The following is an 18690-nucleotide window of genomic DNA, read 5'->3' on the forward strand; positions in this document are numbered from 1 at the left end:
CGTCAGAACTGCCAGTTGGCGGGTACCCACGCGTAGCCACCATCGGTCTTCAGCATCCGGCCAAGACCAGGGAATGGATAATGGAATCCAAGCACGGGCATGCGCTCGGCGGCAGCCCTGTCGAAGATGCGACGGCGGGAGGAAAGAGCCGTTTCCTTGTCGCGGTCGGGTCCGGGCAGCCAAGGATTGTCGACGTTGACAACAGGGTGGTAGGCAAGGTCTGCCGTGAGCAGCAACTGGTCGCTCCCGGAATGGACGAGGAAGGTCGCCATGCCCGGCGTGTGGCCGGATGCGACGATCGTAGTCAGACCCGGCACGATCTGGCCGCCGGCTTCATAAAGCTCGATGTCGTTCATGACCGGCGCGAGGCTGTTCTTGATGTTTGCCGCAAAGCGCAGACGGAATTCCTCCGGCACAGGCATGTGGGAGAGATCCGGATCGGTGCGGACGAAGAAGTCCCAGTCGGCCTTCGGGACGAAGACAGTGGCGCGGGGAAAGGCCTTGCCGCCGTCTGCGGTTCTCAGATTGCCGACATGGTCGGGGTGGGTGTGGGAGATGACGATCGCGTTGATATCGGCAGGATCAAGACCGATTGCCGCGAGGTTATCGAAGATCCGGCCACCGTTCGGGCCCATTGTTTTGCCCGCGCCGGCCTCGATTAGAATCCGCCGACCGCCGGTTTCGATCAGCAGTGTGTTGAGGTTGAGCGTCATGTGGTCGGTCGGCAGAAATGCCTGCCGCAGGACCTCCTGAAGCTCGGCTTCCGGCGCGTTGCTTGCATAGACGCGGGGCGGGCCACCAATCACACCATCGCTTAAGACCGTCGCGCTGATTTCGCCGACGCGGAAGCGGTAATGACCCGCATTGCCCCTCGCCGAGGACGCGGCCTGGGCGTTGGCTCTGCCGGAGCCACCCAGGCTTGGGATGAGCATGCTCGATGCGCCTGCGACAGCGGACAGCATGATAGCACGTCTGTTGAGGGTGAAGGCATTCATCGGTCTTCCCTTCTACGTTGGACACTCTTCATTGGCTTGGCTGGCCGAACTGCCCGGTAAAGGAGGCAGATCGAGCACGGCGATAAGCTCTGAGCTCACCATGACATGGGCCGATTGATCTGATAACCTGCGCTAAGTTTATCACCTTGGTTAGAAATACTTCTCAATGGACCCTATTCGCCTGGACAGCTTCGATGTCTTCGTGGCCATCGTGCGCTGTGGCGGTTTCCGCGCAGCAGCACTCGAGCGAGGGGTCTCGTCATCGGCGTTGAGCCAGACGATGAACGCCCTGGAAGAAGCTTTAGGTATCCGGCTCCTCAACCGAACGACGAGGAGCGTTTTTCCGACGGAAGCGGGACAGCGCCTTCTTGAGCGTCTGGCACCTGCGTTGAGCGACATCAGGCTCGCCATCGCAGAGGTTGACGAATTGCGGGATAGCCCATCTGGAACTCTCAGGATCAACGCGCCGGCACCGGCCGTCGATCATTTTCTCTGCCCGCTGGTATTCGACTTCATGGAGACCTACCGCGAGGTGAAGATCGAAATCATCAGCGATGCGGCAGTCATCGATATCGTGGAACAGGGTTTCGATGCCGGTGTCAGGTTCGGCAAGCAGCTTGCCCAGGACATGATTGCGCTGCCGCTTGGACCCGCGCTTCGTTATGCAATCGTAGCTTCACCTGACTATATCAAGAGGTGCGGACAGCCGCAGACGCCGCACGAACTCGTTGGTCACGACTGTATAAGACGTCGATTCCCTGGTGGCACGCTCGTCACCTGGCGGTTTGACGAGGGAAGCGAAGAGATTGAAGTCACTCCAACGGGACGCTTGACGGTCAGTTCTGCACACAATGAACTGCAAGCTGCACTGGCGGGCAGAGGAATTGCCCATGTCTTCGATGACTACGCCAAACCGTATATCCAAAGCGGCCGGCTGGTGGAGCTTCTCTCCGACTGGAGCCCCACCTTGCCTCACTGGTTTTTATACTACCCCAGCCGCCGCCTTCCGAGTGCCGCCATGCGCGCGTTTCTCGACTACATGAGAAATTACGACTGGCAGGCCAGCGGCTGACTCGGTCCAGGCCTGGCGTCAGATCAAGAATTGATAGCTCACCGGCACGAAGCGGAACCCTGTGCCGAGCGGCTCGACATAGCCGGCCGACGGATGAGGCATGTGATAGCCGATAAACGGGATTTTCTCGGCAGCCAGCATACCGAATATCCTTCTGCGGCTGCTGGCAGCGGCGCCTTTGTCCATGTCGAAAGAAACTTCCCAATCCGGCTTCTGCAGAGAGGCAACGAAATGGTTTGCCGTATCTCCCGTCAGCAGCAGGTTACGGCCTGCCGAGTCCAACAGGAACGCCATGTGACCGGGTGTGTGTCCGGCGGCCGCCATGCTTGTAACACCCGGCGCTATCGATACATCGCCGCCGATGAAGGTCATCTTCTCCCTGAGCGGCAGGACCTTCCTCTGAACGGCCGTCGCATGCATCGCAGCCGGAGTTCCAGAAAAGTCGCTCGAAGTCCAGAAGTCCCATTCTGCCTGACCGACGACATATCGTGCCCGGCTGAACCCCGGACGATCGCCTTCCATGAGCCCGTTGATGTGATCGGCATGCAGATGAGAAATCGCCACGATTGTCACATCGGACGGCGCATAGCCCGATGCCGCGATGCGGTTCGCCAGTTGTCCGGTTCCAAACTCCCTACCCTCCGGCCCATTGCCGGTGTCGAAGAGGATGAGGTCCGTCCCTGTGTTCACAAGCACCGGGTTGAATTGCCCGATCATCCGATCCGACGGCAGAAAGTTGGCTTTCATGAGAGATACGACTTCCTCGGCGTCCCGATCGGCGCCGAGGGTCGGATGTGGGCCATCGAATATCCGGCTGCCATCGAGAATGACAGTGATCTCGAACTCGCCCAGCATGAAGCGATAAAAGCCGGTGTTGGCGATGTCCGATTTCGGTGGAGCGGCCGCGAAGGCAGCGCGTGTCATGAACTGAGGCGTTGAAAGCGCCAGCGCGGTTACGGCTCCTGCCGTGAACATGGAGCGGCGATTGAAAAGCATGGCTCTTTCCTCCGGATAGCTCAACTTCGTTTTTGGCATGCTCGAAGGGCGGACGCTCGCAAGGTCGAGACCTTTTGCGGAGGACCGCCCTCCGGTGCCTCATTTGACGCGCTGCCATTCGATCCTGATTTCAGTGCCTTCCGGCCGACGGAATTGTTCAGTCATACGGTCGCCGTCAACGACCAGCCTCAGATCATCACGGGTTCGCACGCTGCCAACCCAGTTCGGGAATGTGGCCCCTTCGACACGGTTTCCGCTGAATTCTCCCTTCTCATCGACGGTGTAGGTTCCGAAAAACCCGATACTGCGTGACATGGCCATACGATTTTCATCATCCGTTCCCTCACCGCGAGCGTTAGAAGCAAACCGCGGGATGTCGGCGTCGGTAAGAACTTCCACGAAGTGCATGTCGGGAGTGAAGACGAGAAGACCGTTGGGTTTCTCTCCATAGGCGGAGATATTTTTTCCACCGGGATCGATCGTTGCCGACATCATCCGCCAAGTGCCTGCGACCTGATTTTCTGCGGCAGTCTGCGCAAAGGCAGAAGACGAAATGCTGAGGGCAAGGGCCAATATGACCGGTCGAATGGACATGTTTTTTCCTTCCTGTTCATGAGGTCTGTTCTTCCGCCACTGCTGCGGTTCACAGATCCTGCCGATCGGCGGAATTCGCCACTTCCCGCTGCGCCTCAAGAGCGGACAGGCGTGCGGAAAGCGCCTGCGAGATAGATGAATAGGCAGTGCTGCCCAGCGCCAACCGCAATGGCGGCGTCTCGCTCTCGGCGGCTGATATGATTGCGGCTACGGTGCGCGCCGCATCTCCCTTGATCTCGAAGCTTCCGTCGCTGATCGCCTGACGAACGGCCCCGCCAGGGGTTTCATCGTAGGCGTCCATCGGTGTCGCACGGACGAGATTGGCTCCGAAATTCGTGCCGGTCGGTCCCGGCTCGGCGATAATGAAGTCGATACCGAAAGGCACCACTTCCTGTGCGACGGATTCGACGAAGCCCTCGATGCCCCACTTGGTTGCGTGATAGAGGCTGAAGCCCGGATAGGCGATCTGCCCTCCTTCGGACGAGACCTGGACGATTCGCCCGCCGCCTTGCCTTCGAAGAAGGGGAAGTACTGCACGGATCAGATGGATGGATCCGGCAAGATTGGTGGCGATCTGCCGGCCGATCTCTTCGTTCGTGAGTTCTTCCGCCGCACCGAACAGACCGTAGCCGGCATTGCTGACGATCACGTCGATCCGGTCGTGCCGTTGGAACGCGCCGTTAACGGTCGAGGCAATGCTCTCCGGTTCGGCCAGATCGAGCTGAACGATATCGAGACGATCGCCGTATTCCTGCGCAAGCTTCGTCAGCGCCCCGGCCCTTCGAATCGTAGCGACCACCTTGTGTCCCTGGCTGAGCAGCTGTTGCGTCATCTCGAGGCCGAGCCCCGAGGAGGCGCCGGTGATGAACCAAATCTTTGGCATGTGAACTCCTGTTTTGTTCATGTGAATGTAAAACATCAACATTGGTGATATAAGGTCTTCAATTTGAGATGAGATGGTGAGGATATTTCACGAATGGTACGCCCTAGTTTGAACGATCTCGCGGCCTTTGCGGCGGTGGCCAGTCACCAGAGCTTTCGCAGAGCGGCCGAGATCATGGGCGTATCGCGCTCGGCTCTCAGCCACGCAATCATCGGACTGGAGGCAAAACTGGACGTGCGGCTCTTCAACCGGACGACACGCAGCGTGTCGCTGACCCAGGCCGGCGCGCGCCTGCTCGCGCGCCTCGATCCGGTCCTTCAGGAACTCGATCAGGCGCTCGATACCTTGTCGGAGGAGCGCGGCACGCCGAGCGGCACACTGCGGATTAATGCAAACAAGAGCGGCGCGCGCATCCTCCTCGCAGAGGTCGTGCCGCGCTTTCTCGATCTCTATCCCGACGTCGAGCTTGATCTTGTTTCGGAAGGTCGGCTCGTCGATATCGTGGAACAGGGTTTCGATGCCGGAATACGCCTGCTGGAAGCTGTTCCGAAAGACATGGTCGCGGTGAAGTTCGGCGGCGACGTGCGTTTCATCGCCGTGGCGGCGCCTTCCTATCTGGACGGGAAAGCAAGACCGCATACGCCCGACGATCTGTATGTGCACTGCTGCGTCCGCCAACGTTTGCCGAGCGGAAAGCGCTATCGCTGGGAGTTCTCAAAACGCGGCGCGGAAGTGGCGATCGACGTCCCGGGCAACCTCACCCTCGATGACAATGATCTTCTCGTGCAGGCGGCGGTGGACGGACGCGGCATCGCCTATGTGCCCGACTATTTCGCACGGCCATTCCTGGCATCCGGCCAGTTGGTGGTAGTACTTGACGAATGGTGTCCGCCGACACCAGGCTTGGCGCTCTATTACCCGCGCAGTCGGCACGTGCCCTCGCCGTTACGGGCTTTCATCGACCTCCTGCGAGAGGTGGACAGGACACGATGACGGGCCGGCGGCAAATTGCGTCCGTGCCTGTCAAATGGATTCAGGAAGACCTGCGGCACCCCATCGCTCTGAACCGTTTCCGCATCGCGGAGGCCCGGCGGTATGTCAAGGCGTCGCTGGCTTGCGACGCAAGATCATGCCGCCATGGTGCAGTGTATTGGCATCGACGAAATCGCCGTCGGCAGTGAAGCCCGTATCGTCCCAATACTCGATATGCGTCCCGTCGACTTCGTAGCGCCCTTCATAGGCTCGCTCGCGCTGGCCGCGGGCCTCGACATAGCGTCCGTTCGGTAGAAGTTCATGGCGAACGCGGTTGTCGTCGGTGACCCACATGCCAGCATATGAATGGTTCGGCTGCAAATTGGTCTCCTGTGCTTCTGCGGGCTGAAACGTAAGGCTGGCGGTGATGAGTGCTGCAAGTGACTGTCGCATGGTCTTGCTCCATTCAGCGTTACTGTTTTCGGTTTGGAGGCGATAGCGCATGGGTGCGCGGTGTCGGTTCGGCAGACAGTCAAGTTCTGCCGAAGCCGCGGGCGTCGATCATTGAGTACGCGGAGCGTTGTTGTCGACGACCTGCTGATAGGCAACGAGGTCCAGGAAGGCTTCCGCCTTGACGACGAGACCGTCCTTCATCTCGAATATCCAGACAAACTGATTGCGATAAGGTGCGCCCGACGTCGTGGTCGCTGTTCCGTCGAAGCGGATGATGATCGTGTCGCCGTCGGCAAAGATGTCGTGCACCTCCGGCACGACCGGCGTCGCAAGGCGGCTGGTCAGAGGACGCGATGCCTGTTCGATAAAATCCTTCTGGTTGCGATAGGTGCCCGCGACCGGCCCGGAGCCGTGGATCGTCCAGACGACGTCGGGAACGAGAAGTTCCGCGAAGACGTAGGTGCCCCCACGCCATTTTTCGAAGGCGGCTTCGACGATAGCCTTGTTCTGCCGTTCGATCGCGGCACTGTCCGGAGCCTGCACCTGTGTTGCCGCGGTGTTGGCAATGGCTCGGCCCGGCAAGGCGAGCGACAGCAATGCCAATGTGATCAGAGCTGTTCGGCTCGCGCCGGCGACTCGGTGGCGTGTCGGAAGAATGGTCATGGTATCGGTCCTTTCCTGTTGCTGAGAGCTTGCTGAGACCCATCGACCGGCAATGAAGCTGCATGCGCGGTCGACAGGCGTCACGTCGTTTGAACGGTCAGCCGCGGCGTTCGACCGCGGCACCGCCGAAGATCAGTTGCTGGACGAGGGGACGTTGCGTGAAGCGAGCGGGAAAGACGGGGCTAGGTGCGCTGACCCGGTTTAGACGATCCAATTGCTCCGGCGTCAGCAGCAGATCTAGAGCTCCGAGATTGTCCTCGGCCTGGGCGAGCGTGCGGGCGCCGATGATGGGGGAGACGACAGTCGGATTGGACAATGTCCACGCAAGCGCTACCCGCGATGGCGTGGAGTTGGCCTCTTCGGCGACGGCTCGAACCTCGTCCGCAATTTCGATCGCACGTTGATTCAGATGTCCCGACGAAGCTATGACACCCTTCCGGCTGGCAGACACGGTCGCCTCTCGCGAATCCTCGATGTCGGCCAGGGAATACTTGCCCGTGAGCACGCCACCGCCGAGCGGCGACCATGGAAGCACCCCAAGGCCCAAAGCCGCGGCCGCCGGCAGAAGTTCGTGCTCGACGATCCGCTCCACGAGGCTGTATTCGATCTGCATCGCCACGAAAGGAGACCAGCCGCGGATGTCGGCGAGCGTCTGCATCTGCGCGACGCGCCATGCAGGCGTGTTGCAGATGCCGAGATAGAGCACCTTCCCGGACCGAACGAGGTCGTCGAGCGCTCGCATGACCTCGTCCGGCCGGGTCGTCATATCCCATGCATGGAGATAAAGGAGGTCGATGCGATCAGTGCCGAGCTGCGTCAGGCTCTGCTCGACGGAGCGCACCACGTTCAGGCGGTGGTTGCCGCCGGAGTTCGGGTTGCCCGGGTCGCGCGCCATGGTAAATTTCGTCGCAAGAACGATCCGCTCGCGCTTGTCGCCGATGAAGGTGCCGAGCAGGCTCTCAGCACGGCCGTTGGTGTAGTTTACCGACGTGTCGACGAAGCTGCCGCCCCGGTCGACATAGAGATCGAAGATGCGGCGGGCCTCCTCGCCGTCCGCCCCCCAACCCCAGTCGGAACCAAAGGTCATCGTTCCGAGGCTCAACGGCGAAACGCGCAAGCCCGACCGTCCCAGAAGTTTGTAATGATCAAGCGCCATATCGGCTCTCTCTTGGTTGCGAGATCCAAAATAGACGCGCCGAGGAGAGCGAACAACTTGCTCAATGATAACCATTTTGATAACTAAATCTAACCAATGGCAATCGACTTGAGCGGCATCTCTGTTTTCCTGGCCGTCGCCGAAGCGCGGAGCTTTCGTGTGGCCGCGGAGAACTTGGGCGTCACTCGGCCAGCGATCAGCCAGGCCATCCGGCGTCTCGAAGATCGGCTGGGTGTCGCGCTCGTGCAGCGAACGACGCGCAGTGTCAGTCTCACAGAGGCTGGCGAACGACTGTATCAGCGGGTGGCCCCGGCTATTTCCGAAGTCGGACTGGCGCTCGACGCGACGGCGGACCGCGACAGCGCACCAAGCGGACTGTTGAGGCTCGCGGTGTCATCCATCGCCGAGCAGTTCATCTCCGGGCCGCTGCTGGCGCGTTTCGCGGACACCTTTCCCGCCATCCAGATTGACGTGACCGTCACGGACGAAGAATTCGACATTGTCGCGGAAGGCTACGACGCGGGGGTACGTTTGGGCGAAGTGATCGATCAGGATATGATTGCCGTTCCGGTGTCGGGTGAGCAGCGTCAGGGCGCCTTCGCCGCGCCGTCCTACATCGAACGTTTCGGCAGACCCGAACACCCTTCGGAGCTCTCGGCGCATCGTTGTATTGGTTGGCGACCAGCTCCCCACAGCGCGCCCTATCGTTGGGAATTCGGCCAGGGTGGACGCGAGTTCGACGTGGCGGTCGACCCCCAGATCACCACCAACGACATGTGGCTTATGATCCGCACAGCCTGTGCCGGCGGCGGCATCACCTTCGGGATGGAGGACACCTTCAAACCCTATGTCGAATCCGGTCAGCTCGTCGCTCTGCTTCAGGAGTATTGTCCTCCCTTTGCCGGGTTTTTTCTTTATTATCCTAGCCGACACAACCTCCCTCCGAAGCTTCGGGCACTCGTCGACCATGTGAAGCGGTGGCGATAGCGTCAGCCCATCAAGAGGGTCTTTCCCAGGAGGATCGCAGAACTTGGCGGCCGGGTTTGGCATTTCGGCCCGCAAGCGTCTGGCTTGACCGTCATGGTTAGCTCATGGGCACGCGCCAGCGACGTCAGTCGAGATTGAATAGCCCGTAGCACATCATCAACATTTCCAAGCGCCCTTGCACTTATCGATACGATCGCACTCGCCAACGCGAACAAATTCTTCACGCGATGGCGCATTTCCCCCAAAATGTTGAAATTTGGTCCATGCCGCAATGCTATTGGAGCGTGTTCGAATGTCTGACAACTGGCTTTGGACGCTCTTGACTGCAATGATCATGCGTAACGGCATGACCATCGACCTCTCCGGTTGGCATGAAATATGCCTCTTCTCAAGCTTGCTGCACCGTTCGACAAGGGGAAGGCTGATCATGATGCGACAGGCGAATGGGATGATGGATGTGCGTCTGATGCGCACGCTCCTGACCTTGCTGACGGAATGCAGCGTTTCGAAAACCGCTGACATTCTGGGGCAGGCCCAGCCGACCGTCAGCCTGACACTGAAACGGCTGCGGGAAATGCTGGACGATCCACTTCTGGTTAGGTCCGGAGGGGCGCTGGTACCAACGGAGCGGGGTCTCGCCCTGAAGGAGACATTGCGCGACATTCTCGGCCAGATCGACGCGCACCTGTCGCCTCACGCCACCTTCGACCCGAACAATGCGACGCGAAACTTCCGCATCGTCGCAGACAACTGCCTCGGAGCCGTGTTTCTGCCTCAGCTGGTCGGAAAGATTGCACAAAAGGCGCCCAATGTCGGCGTCGATGCGTCCCACATGCCGAGCTATGATGATCTTATCAGCCAGCTTGCGGACGGATCCATCGATGCGGTCATCGGCAATTGGCCGCATCCGCCGGAGTATCTGCGGATGTCTCCCCTGTTAACCACCGACATCGTGTGCATCGTCCGCCCGAGCCATAGACTGGCAAGTCAACGTGGACCGATCTCGATGGGCGAGTTCCTCAAGGAAAAACATCTTTCTCCGACCTCCGACAAGCGAGCCCAACTGAGTCCGATCGACGGGCGGCTGATCGAACTCGGGCTCAAGCGCAACATCGCTGTATCCGTGCCAGAATATGCGATCACGCCCTACGTGCTGACACAATCGGACCTCGTCTTCACCACCGGTCGAATTTTTGCCGAGCAGATCGCTCAATCCTTTCCGCTCGTCGTTCTTGAGGCACCGCGCGAACTCGGACAGATGCAGTTCTACATGCTCTGGCATGAGTGCAAGCATCAGTCTCCCGATCACGTCTGGCTCCGGCAGATGATCAAGTCGGTTGCGGCCGGAGTCCGCGTCTGTGATCCGACGGGGTCGGTACCGATCACATTCCTGCGGTCCGGAGCACCGGTCTTCGTTTAAACCAATCTCGCGGGGGGCGGGCGGCAAAGAGGGCGCCCGCCTTTTGCGCAGTGCAATACAGTCTATTTGGGTTCCGTTATAGGCTTTCCTGTCCAAACAAACGACATTGGTCGCAGTTCACTCGCAACCAGATGAGGGCATGATGGCAGGTTCAGGAATTAGCCGACGTGAGGTGCTTGCAGGGATTGCAGCCGGTACGGCAGCAGGGATGTTCGGTTCGTTGAGCAGCGCCAGGGCGGCCGTTTCCGAAATGGTCTGGGCGACCTGGGATTCCAACGGCCATCCTGAATACATTGCGGCCTTCGAAGCGCAGACCGGCGTCAAGATCAAGCTGTCTTATCTTTCTAGCGAGGACGCACAATTCGCGGCGCTGAAAACCGGCACCGCCTCCGACTGGGACATGATCAACCCGTCGCTGAATGGAAGCTGGCGCTACATCAAGGGGGGGCTGCTCAAAGAAATCGACATGGGCAAGATCCCCAACGCCGCCAAAATGTACGACGTTTTCAAGACCACGCCCAAGGTTCTCGACGCCTCGGGCAAGCAGTTCGCTGTTCCCTATCTCTGGGGCCTCAACCCGATCGTCTACCGCAAGGACAAGTTCGAGAGCGAGCCCGACTACACGACGTTGTTCAACGAGAAATACAAGGGCCAGCTTGCCATGCGCGACTATGCGCTGGAGTCCATCGGCATCGCCGGTCTGGTCGCCGGCGTACCGCGCGACAAGGTCTTCCTTATGGAAACCAAGGAACTGGCAGAAGCTAAAAAACTGCTGATCGCGCAAAAGCCGCTGCTGCGCACCTATTGGCAGACGATCGGCGATCTCACCAACCTGTTTGCCACGGGCGAGGTTTCCTGCGCGTTTTCATGGCGGGTTCCCTATGACGCACTGAAAGACAAGCTGGCGGTGGGGATGGCCAAGCCGAAAGCCGGTATCATGGGATGGTGCGATTGCTTCGCCATGCCGGCAACACTATCTCCGGAAAAGACCGAAATCGGTTATAAGTTTGTCGATTATCTGCTTGGCGCAGACTTCGCGACTCAGATTGCCAAGATCGGCAACTACGCAACCACCTCGTCCATTATTCGCGACAAGCTGTCGAAGGAGGAGCAGGAAACGATCTTCGTCGACGACATGGATGTGATGAAATCTTTCATGTGGCCCGTCGCCCCGGAGAATTACTCGGAGTGGCTAAAGGTCTGGAATGAAGTCAAGGCAAGCTAATGAAGGTGAGTACGCCTGACATGATGTCCGATCCGACCAGATCGGGGCTTTTGCTGTCGGCCCGCGGCCTGACCAAGAATTATGGCAAGGAGCGCGCGGTCGACAGTGTCGATCTCGATGTTCCGGAAAGGGCCTTCACGACGTTTCTCGGCCCTTCCGGTTGCGGCAAGACCACGATACTGCGCATGATTGCCGGCTTCGAGACACCGGACGCGGGATCGATCGTGCTTGACGGACGTTCGCTCTCCGGCGTTCCGCCGGAGCGCCGTCCGGTCAACACCGTGTTCCAGAGCTACGCGTTGTTCCCGCATCTGACCGTGTTCGGAAACGTCGCGTTCTCGCTGACACTGCGGCGCCACAGTAATGTCGATGTGGCGGCGCGCGTCAAAAGGGCGCTGGATGCCGTGCATATGGCGGAGTTCGGTGATCGTTATCCGCATCAGCTCTCGGGTGGCCAGCAACAGCGGGTCGCCGTAGCACGTGCGATCATAGCGGAGCCGCATCTGCTTCTGCTCGACGAACCACTGTCCGCATTGGACAAAAAAATGCGCGGGCATTTACAGATCGAACTGAAGGATTTGCAGCGGCGTCTCGGTATCGCCTTCGTCTACGTCACCCACGATCAGGACGAGGCATTTGCGTTGTCGGACATCGTCGTGATCATGAACAAGGGGCGCATCATTCAAAAGGCCGCCCCGCTGACGATCTATGCCCGTCCTGCCAACGCCTTTGTCGCTGACTTCATCGGCGCAGCGACACTCATTCCAGGTCAAATCGCAAACAATGGCGGGGTGTCCGGATCGGCTGCGATCGATACAGCCATCGGCATCGTGCAATGCCCGGCGGTTGAGGGATTGGTGAAAGGGGATAAGGCAGTGCTCGCCATTCGGCCGGAACATGTCCGTATTGGCGCGGATGGCCTGAACACGACGATCCGGCATGTCGTTTTCAAAGGAGATCGCTACCTTGTCGAGGCCGAGGTTAAGGGCGTCATCTTGCGGTTCATGGCGGATAGCCCGCCTGCGCCTGGAGCGGATGTTGGGCTTGTCGTCGATCGAGACCGTGCCTTCATCACGAGGATCGACTGATGGCCCTGGCGTTTCACCGGGCGCAGCTTGCTATGCCCGTCGCTTGTATACTGGTGCTGGGATGCATTCTCCCGCTTGCCCTGCTCGCGGTTTTCAGCGTCTTCGAGGTGGATCTCGATGCGTTCACGCTCGTTCCGGCCTTTTCGTCACATAGCTGGGCGCAGATGTTCACTAATCCGGTCTTCGCCTTTCTGGTCGGCAAGGCTGTTATCTCAGGTGCTGGAACGGCGGTACTGGCGGCTTTGATCGGATACCCGATCGCCGTTTCGATGACGCGCCTTCCCCTTCTATGGAAGGGGGTCGGCAGCATCGTCCTTTTGACACCGCTCTATACCGGCGAGATTGTCCGGATTTATGCCTGGCGGGTCGTTCTCGGCTCCGAAGGACTGGTCAACGCCGCTCTAAAATGGTTTGGCGTGATAGATGAGCCGTTGAAATTCCTGCTGTTTTCGCCGTTCACGACGCATCTTGTGCTTCTCTACAACAATTTGCCCTTCATGGTGCTGGCAATCTGGATCTCGGCGGAGTTGATCGACGAACGTTTGATCGAAGCCGCACGGGATCTAGGGGCTCGCCCCATAGATGCGTTCTTCAAGGTCATTTTGCCTTTGACGACGCCTGGACTGGCTGTCGGCGTGATTACGGTCTTTGCGCTCGCCGCCGGCGACATGATGACGCCGAGCCTTTTGGGCGGGACGTCGGGCGCGACTCCGATGGCCATGATTGACAACCTGTTCGGGACCGCCTTCGATTGGCCGCTGGCCTCCGCGCTATCCCTCAGCCTTCTTATCGTCCTGTTCGTCTTTGCCAGCGGATTTGTGATCTTCCTTCTTCGGTTCGATGGTGCGCGGGCGGTCTTTCGGCGGGGGGCACGATGAGCCGCTTGGTGATCTTAACGCTCGGCCTTGCCGTGTGCTTCTTCTATCTGCCGATCGTGGTTCTCGGAATTTTTTCCTTCAACGCCGCAAGCACGATGGCCTTCCCCTTGAGCGGTTTCACGCTCTCCTGGTATGCCGATCTTTTCGGGAACGAAGCGTTTCTTGGCGGCTTCGTCACCAGTTTTCTGATCGCGCAGCCCGTCGGTCTGCTCGGCGCGCTGATCGGGCTGATGGCAGCATTGGCCGTAACGTCGCCGCGCATGAAGTTCCGGGCCGCATTCGGCATCCTGGTCCTCGTGCCCTTTCTAGTGCCGAAGACGGTGCTGTCCATTGCGCAAGCCATGCTCATGAGCTGGGTGGGATTGGGACGTGGGGCAACGGCGCTCATACTGGCGCAGACTTTGGTCGCCATTCCTTTCACCACAACAATCCTTGCCGCCGTGATGATCCGGCTCGATCCGCGGCTTGAGGAAGCGGCACGGGATCTCGGCGCTACCCCGTGGCAAAGCTTCCGGCGCGTTCTGCTGCCACAGTTGAGTGTCGCGCTGAGTGCCGCCTATTCCATCGGGGTCATCCTGTCGCTGGCCGATCTGACCATCTCCATGTTCCTCGCCGGCCGCACGCAGCCGCTGTCGCTGATTGTCGCATCAGAATTCCGGCGCGAGCTCAAGCCCGACCTCAATGCAATGCAGGTTGCCGTCCTCGTGTTGACGGCCCTGATCGTCGCGCTGACCGAAATCAATCGCCGACGCCGCCTGCGCGGACGTATGGCTCATGTACGAGATGACCTATGATGATTGCTCCAATCGACGCGCCGCGCATCACACTTGACGACCTGAAGCAGGAAGCGCTTGCCGATCTTGCTGCGCTCGGCTACCCGAGCGCAGCATGGCTCAGCGACCTGCCGAGACCCGACGCGGCTGAAATCGCTGATGCGATCATTGTCGGCGGCGGCCAGTCCGGCGTCACGATCGCCGCAGCCTTGAAATGGGATGGGCTCCGGCATATCCGCGTCCTGGACAGCGGCGCACCAGGCGCCGAGGGACCATGGCTGACCTTTGCGCGCATGGAGGAGTTGCGCACCCCGAAGACACAGGTCGGCAACGAGTTCAATGTTATCAACCTGTCTGTCCGCCGCTGGTTCGAAACGCGCTACGGGCAACAAGCGTGGGCGGACCTGTCCCGCATTCCGCGAACGGACTGGAAGGCCTATCTCGACTGGTATGCCGACGTTTTCGAGATCGCCATCACCAATCATTGCGAGGTCCTAGATGTCGCCCCGGAGGGCGATCTGATCGCCGTCACGACCCGTCTCGGAGGCAGGATTGAAAAATCCCTGGCGCGAACCGTCGTGCTGGCTACCGGCTATGATGGCGCCGGCGCATGGCGGGTGCCGGCACTTGTATCCGAAGCCCTTGCACCCGAAAAGTTCGATCACACGAACGGGCCGGTCGATTTCGACGCGTTGAAGGGATTGCGCGTCGGCGTGCTTGGCCATGGTGCCTCTGCGTTCGACAATGCGATCAAGGCGCTGGAAGCCGGTGCTGCCTCCGTCGATCTCTGCTTCCGGCGCGCGCGACTGCCGCGCACCAATCCCCACCGCGCGGTCGAAACACCCGGCATGATGACGCATTACCCTGACCTTTCCGAGACCACACGCTGGGATATTGCCCGGTTCTTTCGCAGTGCTGATCAGCCGCCACCGGTGCGCAGTTTCGAGACCGCGATGCGCCTTGAAAATTTCAAGCTTCGTCCCGCAACCCCTTGGCTGGAGGTCTCCCAGCAGGCCGATGCGATCCGTGTCACCACGCCTGAAGGTATTCTGGAGTTCGATCATCTGCTTCTTGCGACAGGCATGGATGTCGATCTCGCCGTCAGGCCTGAACTCAAGACCATTCATGACAAGGTCGCGCTTTGGGGCGAACGCTACACGCCGAAAGACGGCAGCGCGGATGCCCGGCTGGCAAGGTTTCCCTATCTCGATGGGTTCTATGGATTCATCCCGAAGGATCCGGATGAGACATGGGTCAGCCGGGTGTTTGCCTTCAACAGCAGCAGTTTCGTCAGTCACGGTCCGCACTCGACGTCGATCAGTGGGCACAAGTATGCCGTTCCACGGCTCGTGCGCGGAGTCCTGCGCCGTCTGCTGCTCGATCGGGAAGCGGTCATCCTGCCGGAACTCGAGGCCTATGTCTCTCCGGATCTGCCGATCCCGGACGATTTCGAAACGGTCGTGGCCGAGGCCAACCGGCAATCGGCAAGATCGCCCGAGACCAACAAGCCAACTATGCGGAGTGGCGCATGACGCATTCCTTTTACTGGGCCGATCACTCGACCGCCGATTTTGCGTCCCGCGATCTGAGTGAGACGGTCGTCATACTGCCGATTGCGGCTGTCGAGCAGCATGGACCCCATCTTCCCGTGCAGGTGGACGCCGCGATCAATGCCGCCATCCTCGATCGGATGGTACCGTTGCTCGACGCAAACGCGGACGTCCTCATCCTGCCGGCAATCAGTATCGGCAAATCGGATGAGCACCTCGCCTATCCAGGGACGTTGACCATATCGGCGCAAACCCTGCGGCTCGTCTGGCTCGATATCGCCAAAAGCGTGGAGCGAGCCGGCGTCCGAAAGATGATCCTGTTCAATTCGCATGGCGGACAGATCTCGCTGATGGAGATGACCTGCCGCGATATCCGTGTCGAACTCGACATGCTGGCGGTCGCCTGTTCCTGGTTCAGGATCACGCCGGTCGACGATCTGTTTTCGTCGGCGGAAATCGTTCACGGCATTCACGGCGGCGATATCGAAACCAGCATGATGCTGGCCATCGCGCCGGACTTGGTCGCCATGGACAAGGCCGAAGATTTCGTGCCGCTGACCGTCGACATCGAGAAGTGCGGCAGCCCGTTGACGGCTGAGGGCGCGGTCGGTTTCGGCTGGCAAGCGCAGGACCTCCATCCCGCGGGCGTCAGCGGAGATGCCGCCAATGCCGACGCCGTCAAAGGCGCGCAGCTGCTTGACCGGGCAGCAACCGGTTTGGTGCGCCTCATCGAGGCGACGCGCAATTTCGACATGAAGAGGCTCACCTCTGAAACACGCTTTTCGGCCATGAGATAACCATGCAGGCACTCCGCCCCGTCGAAACTCTTCGGATGCGCATGGCCGACGGCGTCCATATGGCAGCTGACGTCTATCGTCCCGTCGGCCCGGAGCGCTATCCCGTCCTGGTGATGCGTCTGCCCTACGGGCGAAAGGTCGCCTCGACGGTCGTTCTGGCCCACCCCGCATGGTATGCGGCGCAGGGTTATGTCGTGCTGGTGCAGGATGTTCGTGGCCGTGGAGATTCTGAAGGGGTCTTCAGGATTCTCGAGGACGATGTCGCCGATGGCGCGCAGACATTGTCGCTGGCGGCCGATCTTGCCGGCGGCAACGGCATGGTGGCCAGCTATGGCTTCAGCTATCACGGCATGAACCAGTTCCTGGCCCTTGCCGGCGCTCGAAAATCCGGCGGAAAATTGCCCGACGCGATGGCGATCGCCATGGCGGCCTTCGATGTGCGCAACCACTGGGCCTTCGAGGGCGACGGATTCCGTCTGCAGTCCAACCAGATGTGGGCGTGCCAGATGGCCGTCGAAAATGCTCGGCTGGCCGGCGACCTCGATGCCGCCCATATGTTGCATGCTGCTTTGCCTTCTCTGCATTCCGGCGCGGTTTCGGCACGGTCGGACGTCTTGGAGCAGGCAGCGCGATACACGCATTATCATGACTGGCTCACTGATGATCCGTCCTATTGGCGGGCAAGGTCGCCGCAATCGCTGCTTGAGGGCGTGACGCTGGACGTTCCGGTCCTGCATGTCGGCGGATGGAACGACATTATGCTTGAGGGCACGTTCGCCGCCTTCGAGGCATTTTCCGCGGGGGGCAGTCTCCAGCGGCTTTCTATCGGACCATGGTCGCATATCCCTTGGGGACGACAGGTCGGGCCAGTGGATGCTGGAGCCGGTGCGGCAGACGGTATCGACCGCGAGATCGTCGCATTTTTCGACGAAGCTCTCAAAGGCCGCGACAATCCTTACCCGAAGGTCCGGCTTTACGATGTTGTTAAAAAGACATGGACCGGTTTCGAAAGCCTGCCGACGGCCGAGACTCTGGTGCTTCATCTCGCATCGGGCGGCCGGGCGGCGGCGACGAGCATCGATGGAACGCTTACGGAGAAGCCGGCACTTGCGAGCGCCGATTATCTCGTCCACGATCCATGGCGGCCGGCCCCGAGCGTCGGGCTGCATCTCGGCACGCCTCCGGATTTTGCCGACCGGGCAGCCATCGACGACAGGGCTGACGTGCTCGTCTATACCTCCGATCCGCTCGACCGGCCGCTCCTGCTGACCGGAGCCGCAAAAGTGAACCTCTTCGTCACCGCCGACAGGCCGAGTTTCGACGTGGATTGCACCTTGAGCGCGCTTGCCCCTGACGGGCCCGCCATCAGCGTAACGTCGGGGCATAAGACCGTAAAGATGCACGGCGACGGATCGGCGGTTCTCGTCACGCTGCGGCCCATGCATGTTACGGTGCCGGCAGGGTATTGCCTGCGTCTGTCCATACAGGCGGCATCGTTCCCTGCCTTCCCCGTCAATCCGGGCACCGGAGCGCGTCCCCAGGACTCAGCCGTAACGGATCGGCTGGTCACGACCCTCGTACTCCGCTCAGGCGATGGCTACCACTCCACCCTGCGATTGCCCGTGATGCGGCAGGCCGATGCGAAAGACAGGCAATCCCATACCGTAGAGGAGAACCGACATGAGCATTGATCACGAAAGCCTTCTTAGATTGACCTTCGAGATTGCACACCGGGCGAAAGCGCATGGCAATATGCCTTTCGGCGCGCTTCTAGCCGGTCCCGGTGGTGAAATTCTTCTTGAGGAAGAGAACGGATATTTCCCCGACCTCGATGGAACAGCCCATGCAGAGCGTCTGTTGGCGACGCGTGCATCGAAGCTCTATCGCGAGCCGTTTCTGGCGGAGTGTACCATGTACAGCTCGGCGGAACCCTGCGCCATGTGCGCCGGCGCTATTTACTGGGTCGGTATCGGCCGGGTCGTCTACGGCCTTTCCGAACATCGGCTGAAGGCCATGACAGGAGATCACCCGGACAACCCGACAATGGATCTACCATGCCGCGATGTCTTTGCAGCCGGCCAGAAAAGCATCGAGGTCATCGGGCCCTTGATCGAGACGGAAGCGGAAGCCGTTCACCGGGACGCCTGGCAATCAACGGTGTGAATACAAGCGGGCACTCCGCTTTCAA

20 protein-coding genes are annotated in these 18690 nt (G+C 60.0%); 12 read left to right on the forward strand and 8 right to left on the reverse strand.

All coding sequences use genetic code 11. The features are described from left to right. Nucleotides 1-2 precede the first annotated feature (2 nt). Nucleotides 3-995, reverse strand: a complete 993-nt coding sequence (locus FHT28_RS21005) for an MBL fold metallo-hydrolase (RefSeq protein WP_168597238.1) — start codon at nt 993-995, stop codon at nt 3-5. 166 nt (nt 996-1161) lie between these two features. On the opposite strand from FHT28_RS21005, the gene FHT28_RS21010 reads away from it, so the two are divergent. Then, nucleotides 1162-2067, forward strand: coding sequence for a LysR family transcriptional regulator (locus tag FHT28_RS21010; protein WP_168597239.1), 906 nt, complete (start codon nt 1162-1164; stop codon nt 2065-2067). An 18-nt stretch (nt 2068-2085) separates the two neighbouring features. Here the strand turns inward: FHT28_RS21010 and FHT28_RS21015 are convergent, their stop codons facing one another. The 3 genes from FHT28_RS21015 to FHT28_RS21025 form a co-directional block, all read right to left on the reverse strand. Further along, nucleotides 2086-3063: an MBL fold metallo-hydrolase gene (locus FHT28_RS21015; protein ID WP_168597240.1), complete on the reverse strand. Its 978-nt coding sequence runs from the start codon at nt 3061-3063 to the stop codon at nt 2086-2088. A gap of 99 nt (nt 3064-3162) precedes the next feature. Further along, entirely contained in the window at nt 3163-3657 is a 495-nt protein-coding gene (locus FHT28_RS21020; RefSeq protein WP_113134285.1) for a lipocalin-like domain-containing protein, read from the reverse strand. Between the two features lie 49 nt (nt 3658-3706). Further along, nucleotides 3707-4540 carry an SDR family oxidoreductase gene (locus FHT28_RS21025; protein WP_168597241.1) on the reverse strand — a complete coding sequence of 278 codons (834 nt, stop codon included), beginning with the start codon at nt 4538-4540 and terminating at the stop codon, nt 3707-3709. Between the two features lie 93 nt (nt 4541-4633). Here FHT28_RS21025 and FHT28_RS21030 point away from each other — a divergent pair, with 93 nt between their 5' ends. Continuing rightward, on the forward strand, nt 4634-5533 hold the full coding sequence (locus FHT28_RS21030) for a LysR family transcriptional regulator (protein ID WP_168597242.1): 900 nt from the start codon (nt 4634-4636) through the stop codon (nt 5531-5533). Nucleotides 5534-5638: 105 nt separating this feature from the next. On the opposite strand, the gene FHT28_RS21035 is transcribed toward FHT28_RS21030, so the two are convergent. From FHT28_RS21035 to FHT28_RS21045, 3 genes are all read right to left on the reverse strand, one after another. Further along, complete coding sequence (locus tag FHT28_RS21035) at nt 5639-5965, reverse strand: Atu4866 domain-containing protein (RefSeq protein ID WP_168597243.1); 327 nt, start codon at nt 5963-5965, stop codon at nt 5639-5641. Between the two features lie 108 nt (nt 5966-6073). Then, the gene (locus FHT28_RS21040; RefSeq protein ID WP_168597244.1) at nt 6074-6628 is read right to left on the reverse strand and encodes a nuclear transport factor 2 family protein; all 555 of its coding nucleotides are present in this window, start codon (nt 6626-6628) and stop codon (nt 6074-6076) included. A 97-nt stretch (nt 6629-6725) separates the two neighbouring features. After that, nucleotides 6726-7784, reverse strand: coding sequence for an aldo/keto reductase (locus FHT28_RS21045; protein WP_168597245.1), 1059 nt, complete (start codon nt 7782-7784; stop codon nt 6726-6728). 96 nt (nt 7785-7880) lie between these two features. Between FHT28_RS21045 and FHT28_RS21050 the strand changes: the two genes are divergently transcribed. Beyond that, nucleotides 7881-8771, forward strand: coding sequence for a LysR family transcriptional regulator (locus tag FHT28_RS21050; RefSeq protein ID WP_037200099.1), 891 nt, complete (start codon nt 7881-7883; stop codon nt 8769-8771). 2 nt (nt 8772-8773) lie between these two features. Here the strand turns inward: FHT28_RS21050 and FHT28_RS21055 are convergent, their stop codons facing one another. Further along, on the reverse strand, nt 8774-9007 hold the full coding sequence (locus tag FHT28_RS21055) for an HWE histidine kinase domain-containing protein (protein ID WP_168597246.1): 234 nt from the start codon (nt 9005-9007) through the stop codon (nt 8774-8776). Nucleotides 9008-9063: 56 nt separating this feature from the next. Here FHT28_RS21055 and FHT28_RS21060 point away from each other — a divergent pair, with 56 nt between their 5' ends. The 9 genes from FHT28_RS21060 (at nt 9064) to FHT28_RS21100 (ending at nt 18665) form a co-directional block, all read left to right on the forward strand. Further along, nucleotides 9064-10191 (forward strand): LysR family transcriptional regulator, encoded by a 1128-nt coding sequence (locus tag FHT28_RS21060; RefSeq protein ID WP_234903939.1) that lies wholly within the window; start codon nt 9064-9066, stop codon nt 10189-10191. 142 nt (nt 10192-10333) lie between these two features. Then, entirely contained in the window at nt 10334-11416 is a 1083-nt protein-coding gene (locus FHT28_RS21065) for an extracellular solute-binding protein (RefSeq protein ID WP_246704913.1), read from the forward strand. Next, a complete protein-coding gene (locus FHT28_RS21070) occupies nt 11416-12504 on the forward strand; it encodes an ABC transporter ATP-binding protein (protein ID WP_168597247.1) in 1089 nt (362 codons plus the stop codon). The genes FHT28_RS21065 and FHT28_RS21070 overlap by 1 nt, the downstream gene beginning before the upstream one ends. Then, nucleotides 12504-13382 (forward strand): ABC transporter permease, encoded by an 879-nt coding sequence (locus FHT28_RS21075; RefSeq protein WP_168597248.1) that lies wholly within the window; start codon nt 12504-12506, stop codon nt 13380-13382. Before FHT28_RS21070 ends, FHT28_RS21075 begins: the two co-directional genes overlap by 1 nt. Beyond that, nucleotides 13379-14176 carry an ABC transporter permease gene (locus FHT28_RS21080; RefSeq protein ID WP_168597249.1) on the forward strand — a complete coding sequence of 266 codons (798 nt, stop codon included), beginning with the start codon at nt 13379-13381 and terminating at the stop codon, nt 14174-14176. Before FHT28_RS21075 ends, FHT28_RS21080 begins: the two co-directional genes overlap by 4 nt. Further along, nucleotides 14173-15687, forward strand: a complete 1515-nt coding sequence (locus FHT28_RS21085) for an NAD(P)/FAD-dependent oxidoreductase (RefSeq protein WP_168597250.1) — start codon at nt 14173-14175, stop codon at nt 15685-15687. Before FHT28_RS21080 ends, FHT28_RS21085 begins: the two co-directional genes overlap by 4 nt. Then, the gene (locus FHT28_RS21090) at nt 15684-16502 is read left to right on the forward strand and encodes a creatininase family protein (RefSeq protein WP_037200106.1); all 819 of its coding nucleotides are present in this window, start codon (nt 15684-15686) and stop codon (nt 16500-16502) included. The genes FHT28_RS21085 and FHT28_RS21090 overlap by 4 nt, the downstream gene beginning before the upstream one ends. 2 nt (nt 16503-16504) lie before the next feature. Continuing rightward, a complete protein-coding gene (locus FHT28_RS21095) occupies nt 16505-18193 on the forward strand; it encodes a CocE/NonD family hydrolase (RefSeq protein ID WP_168597251.1) in 1689 nt (562 codons plus the stop codon). After that, a complete protein-coding gene (locus FHT28_RS21100) occupies nt 18183-18665 on the forward strand; it encodes a nucleoside deaminase (protein WP_037200108.1) in 483 nt (160 codons plus the stop codon). Before FHT28_RS21095 ends, FHT28_RS21100 begins: the two co-directional genes overlap by 11 nt. Nucleotides 18666-18690: the final 25 nt, after the last annotated feature.

This window comes from Rhizobium sp. SG570, assembly GCF_012275345.1.
GTDB lineage: Bacteria > Pseudomonadota > Alphaproteobacteria > Rhizobiales > Rhizobiaceae > Rhizobium > Rhizobium lusitanum.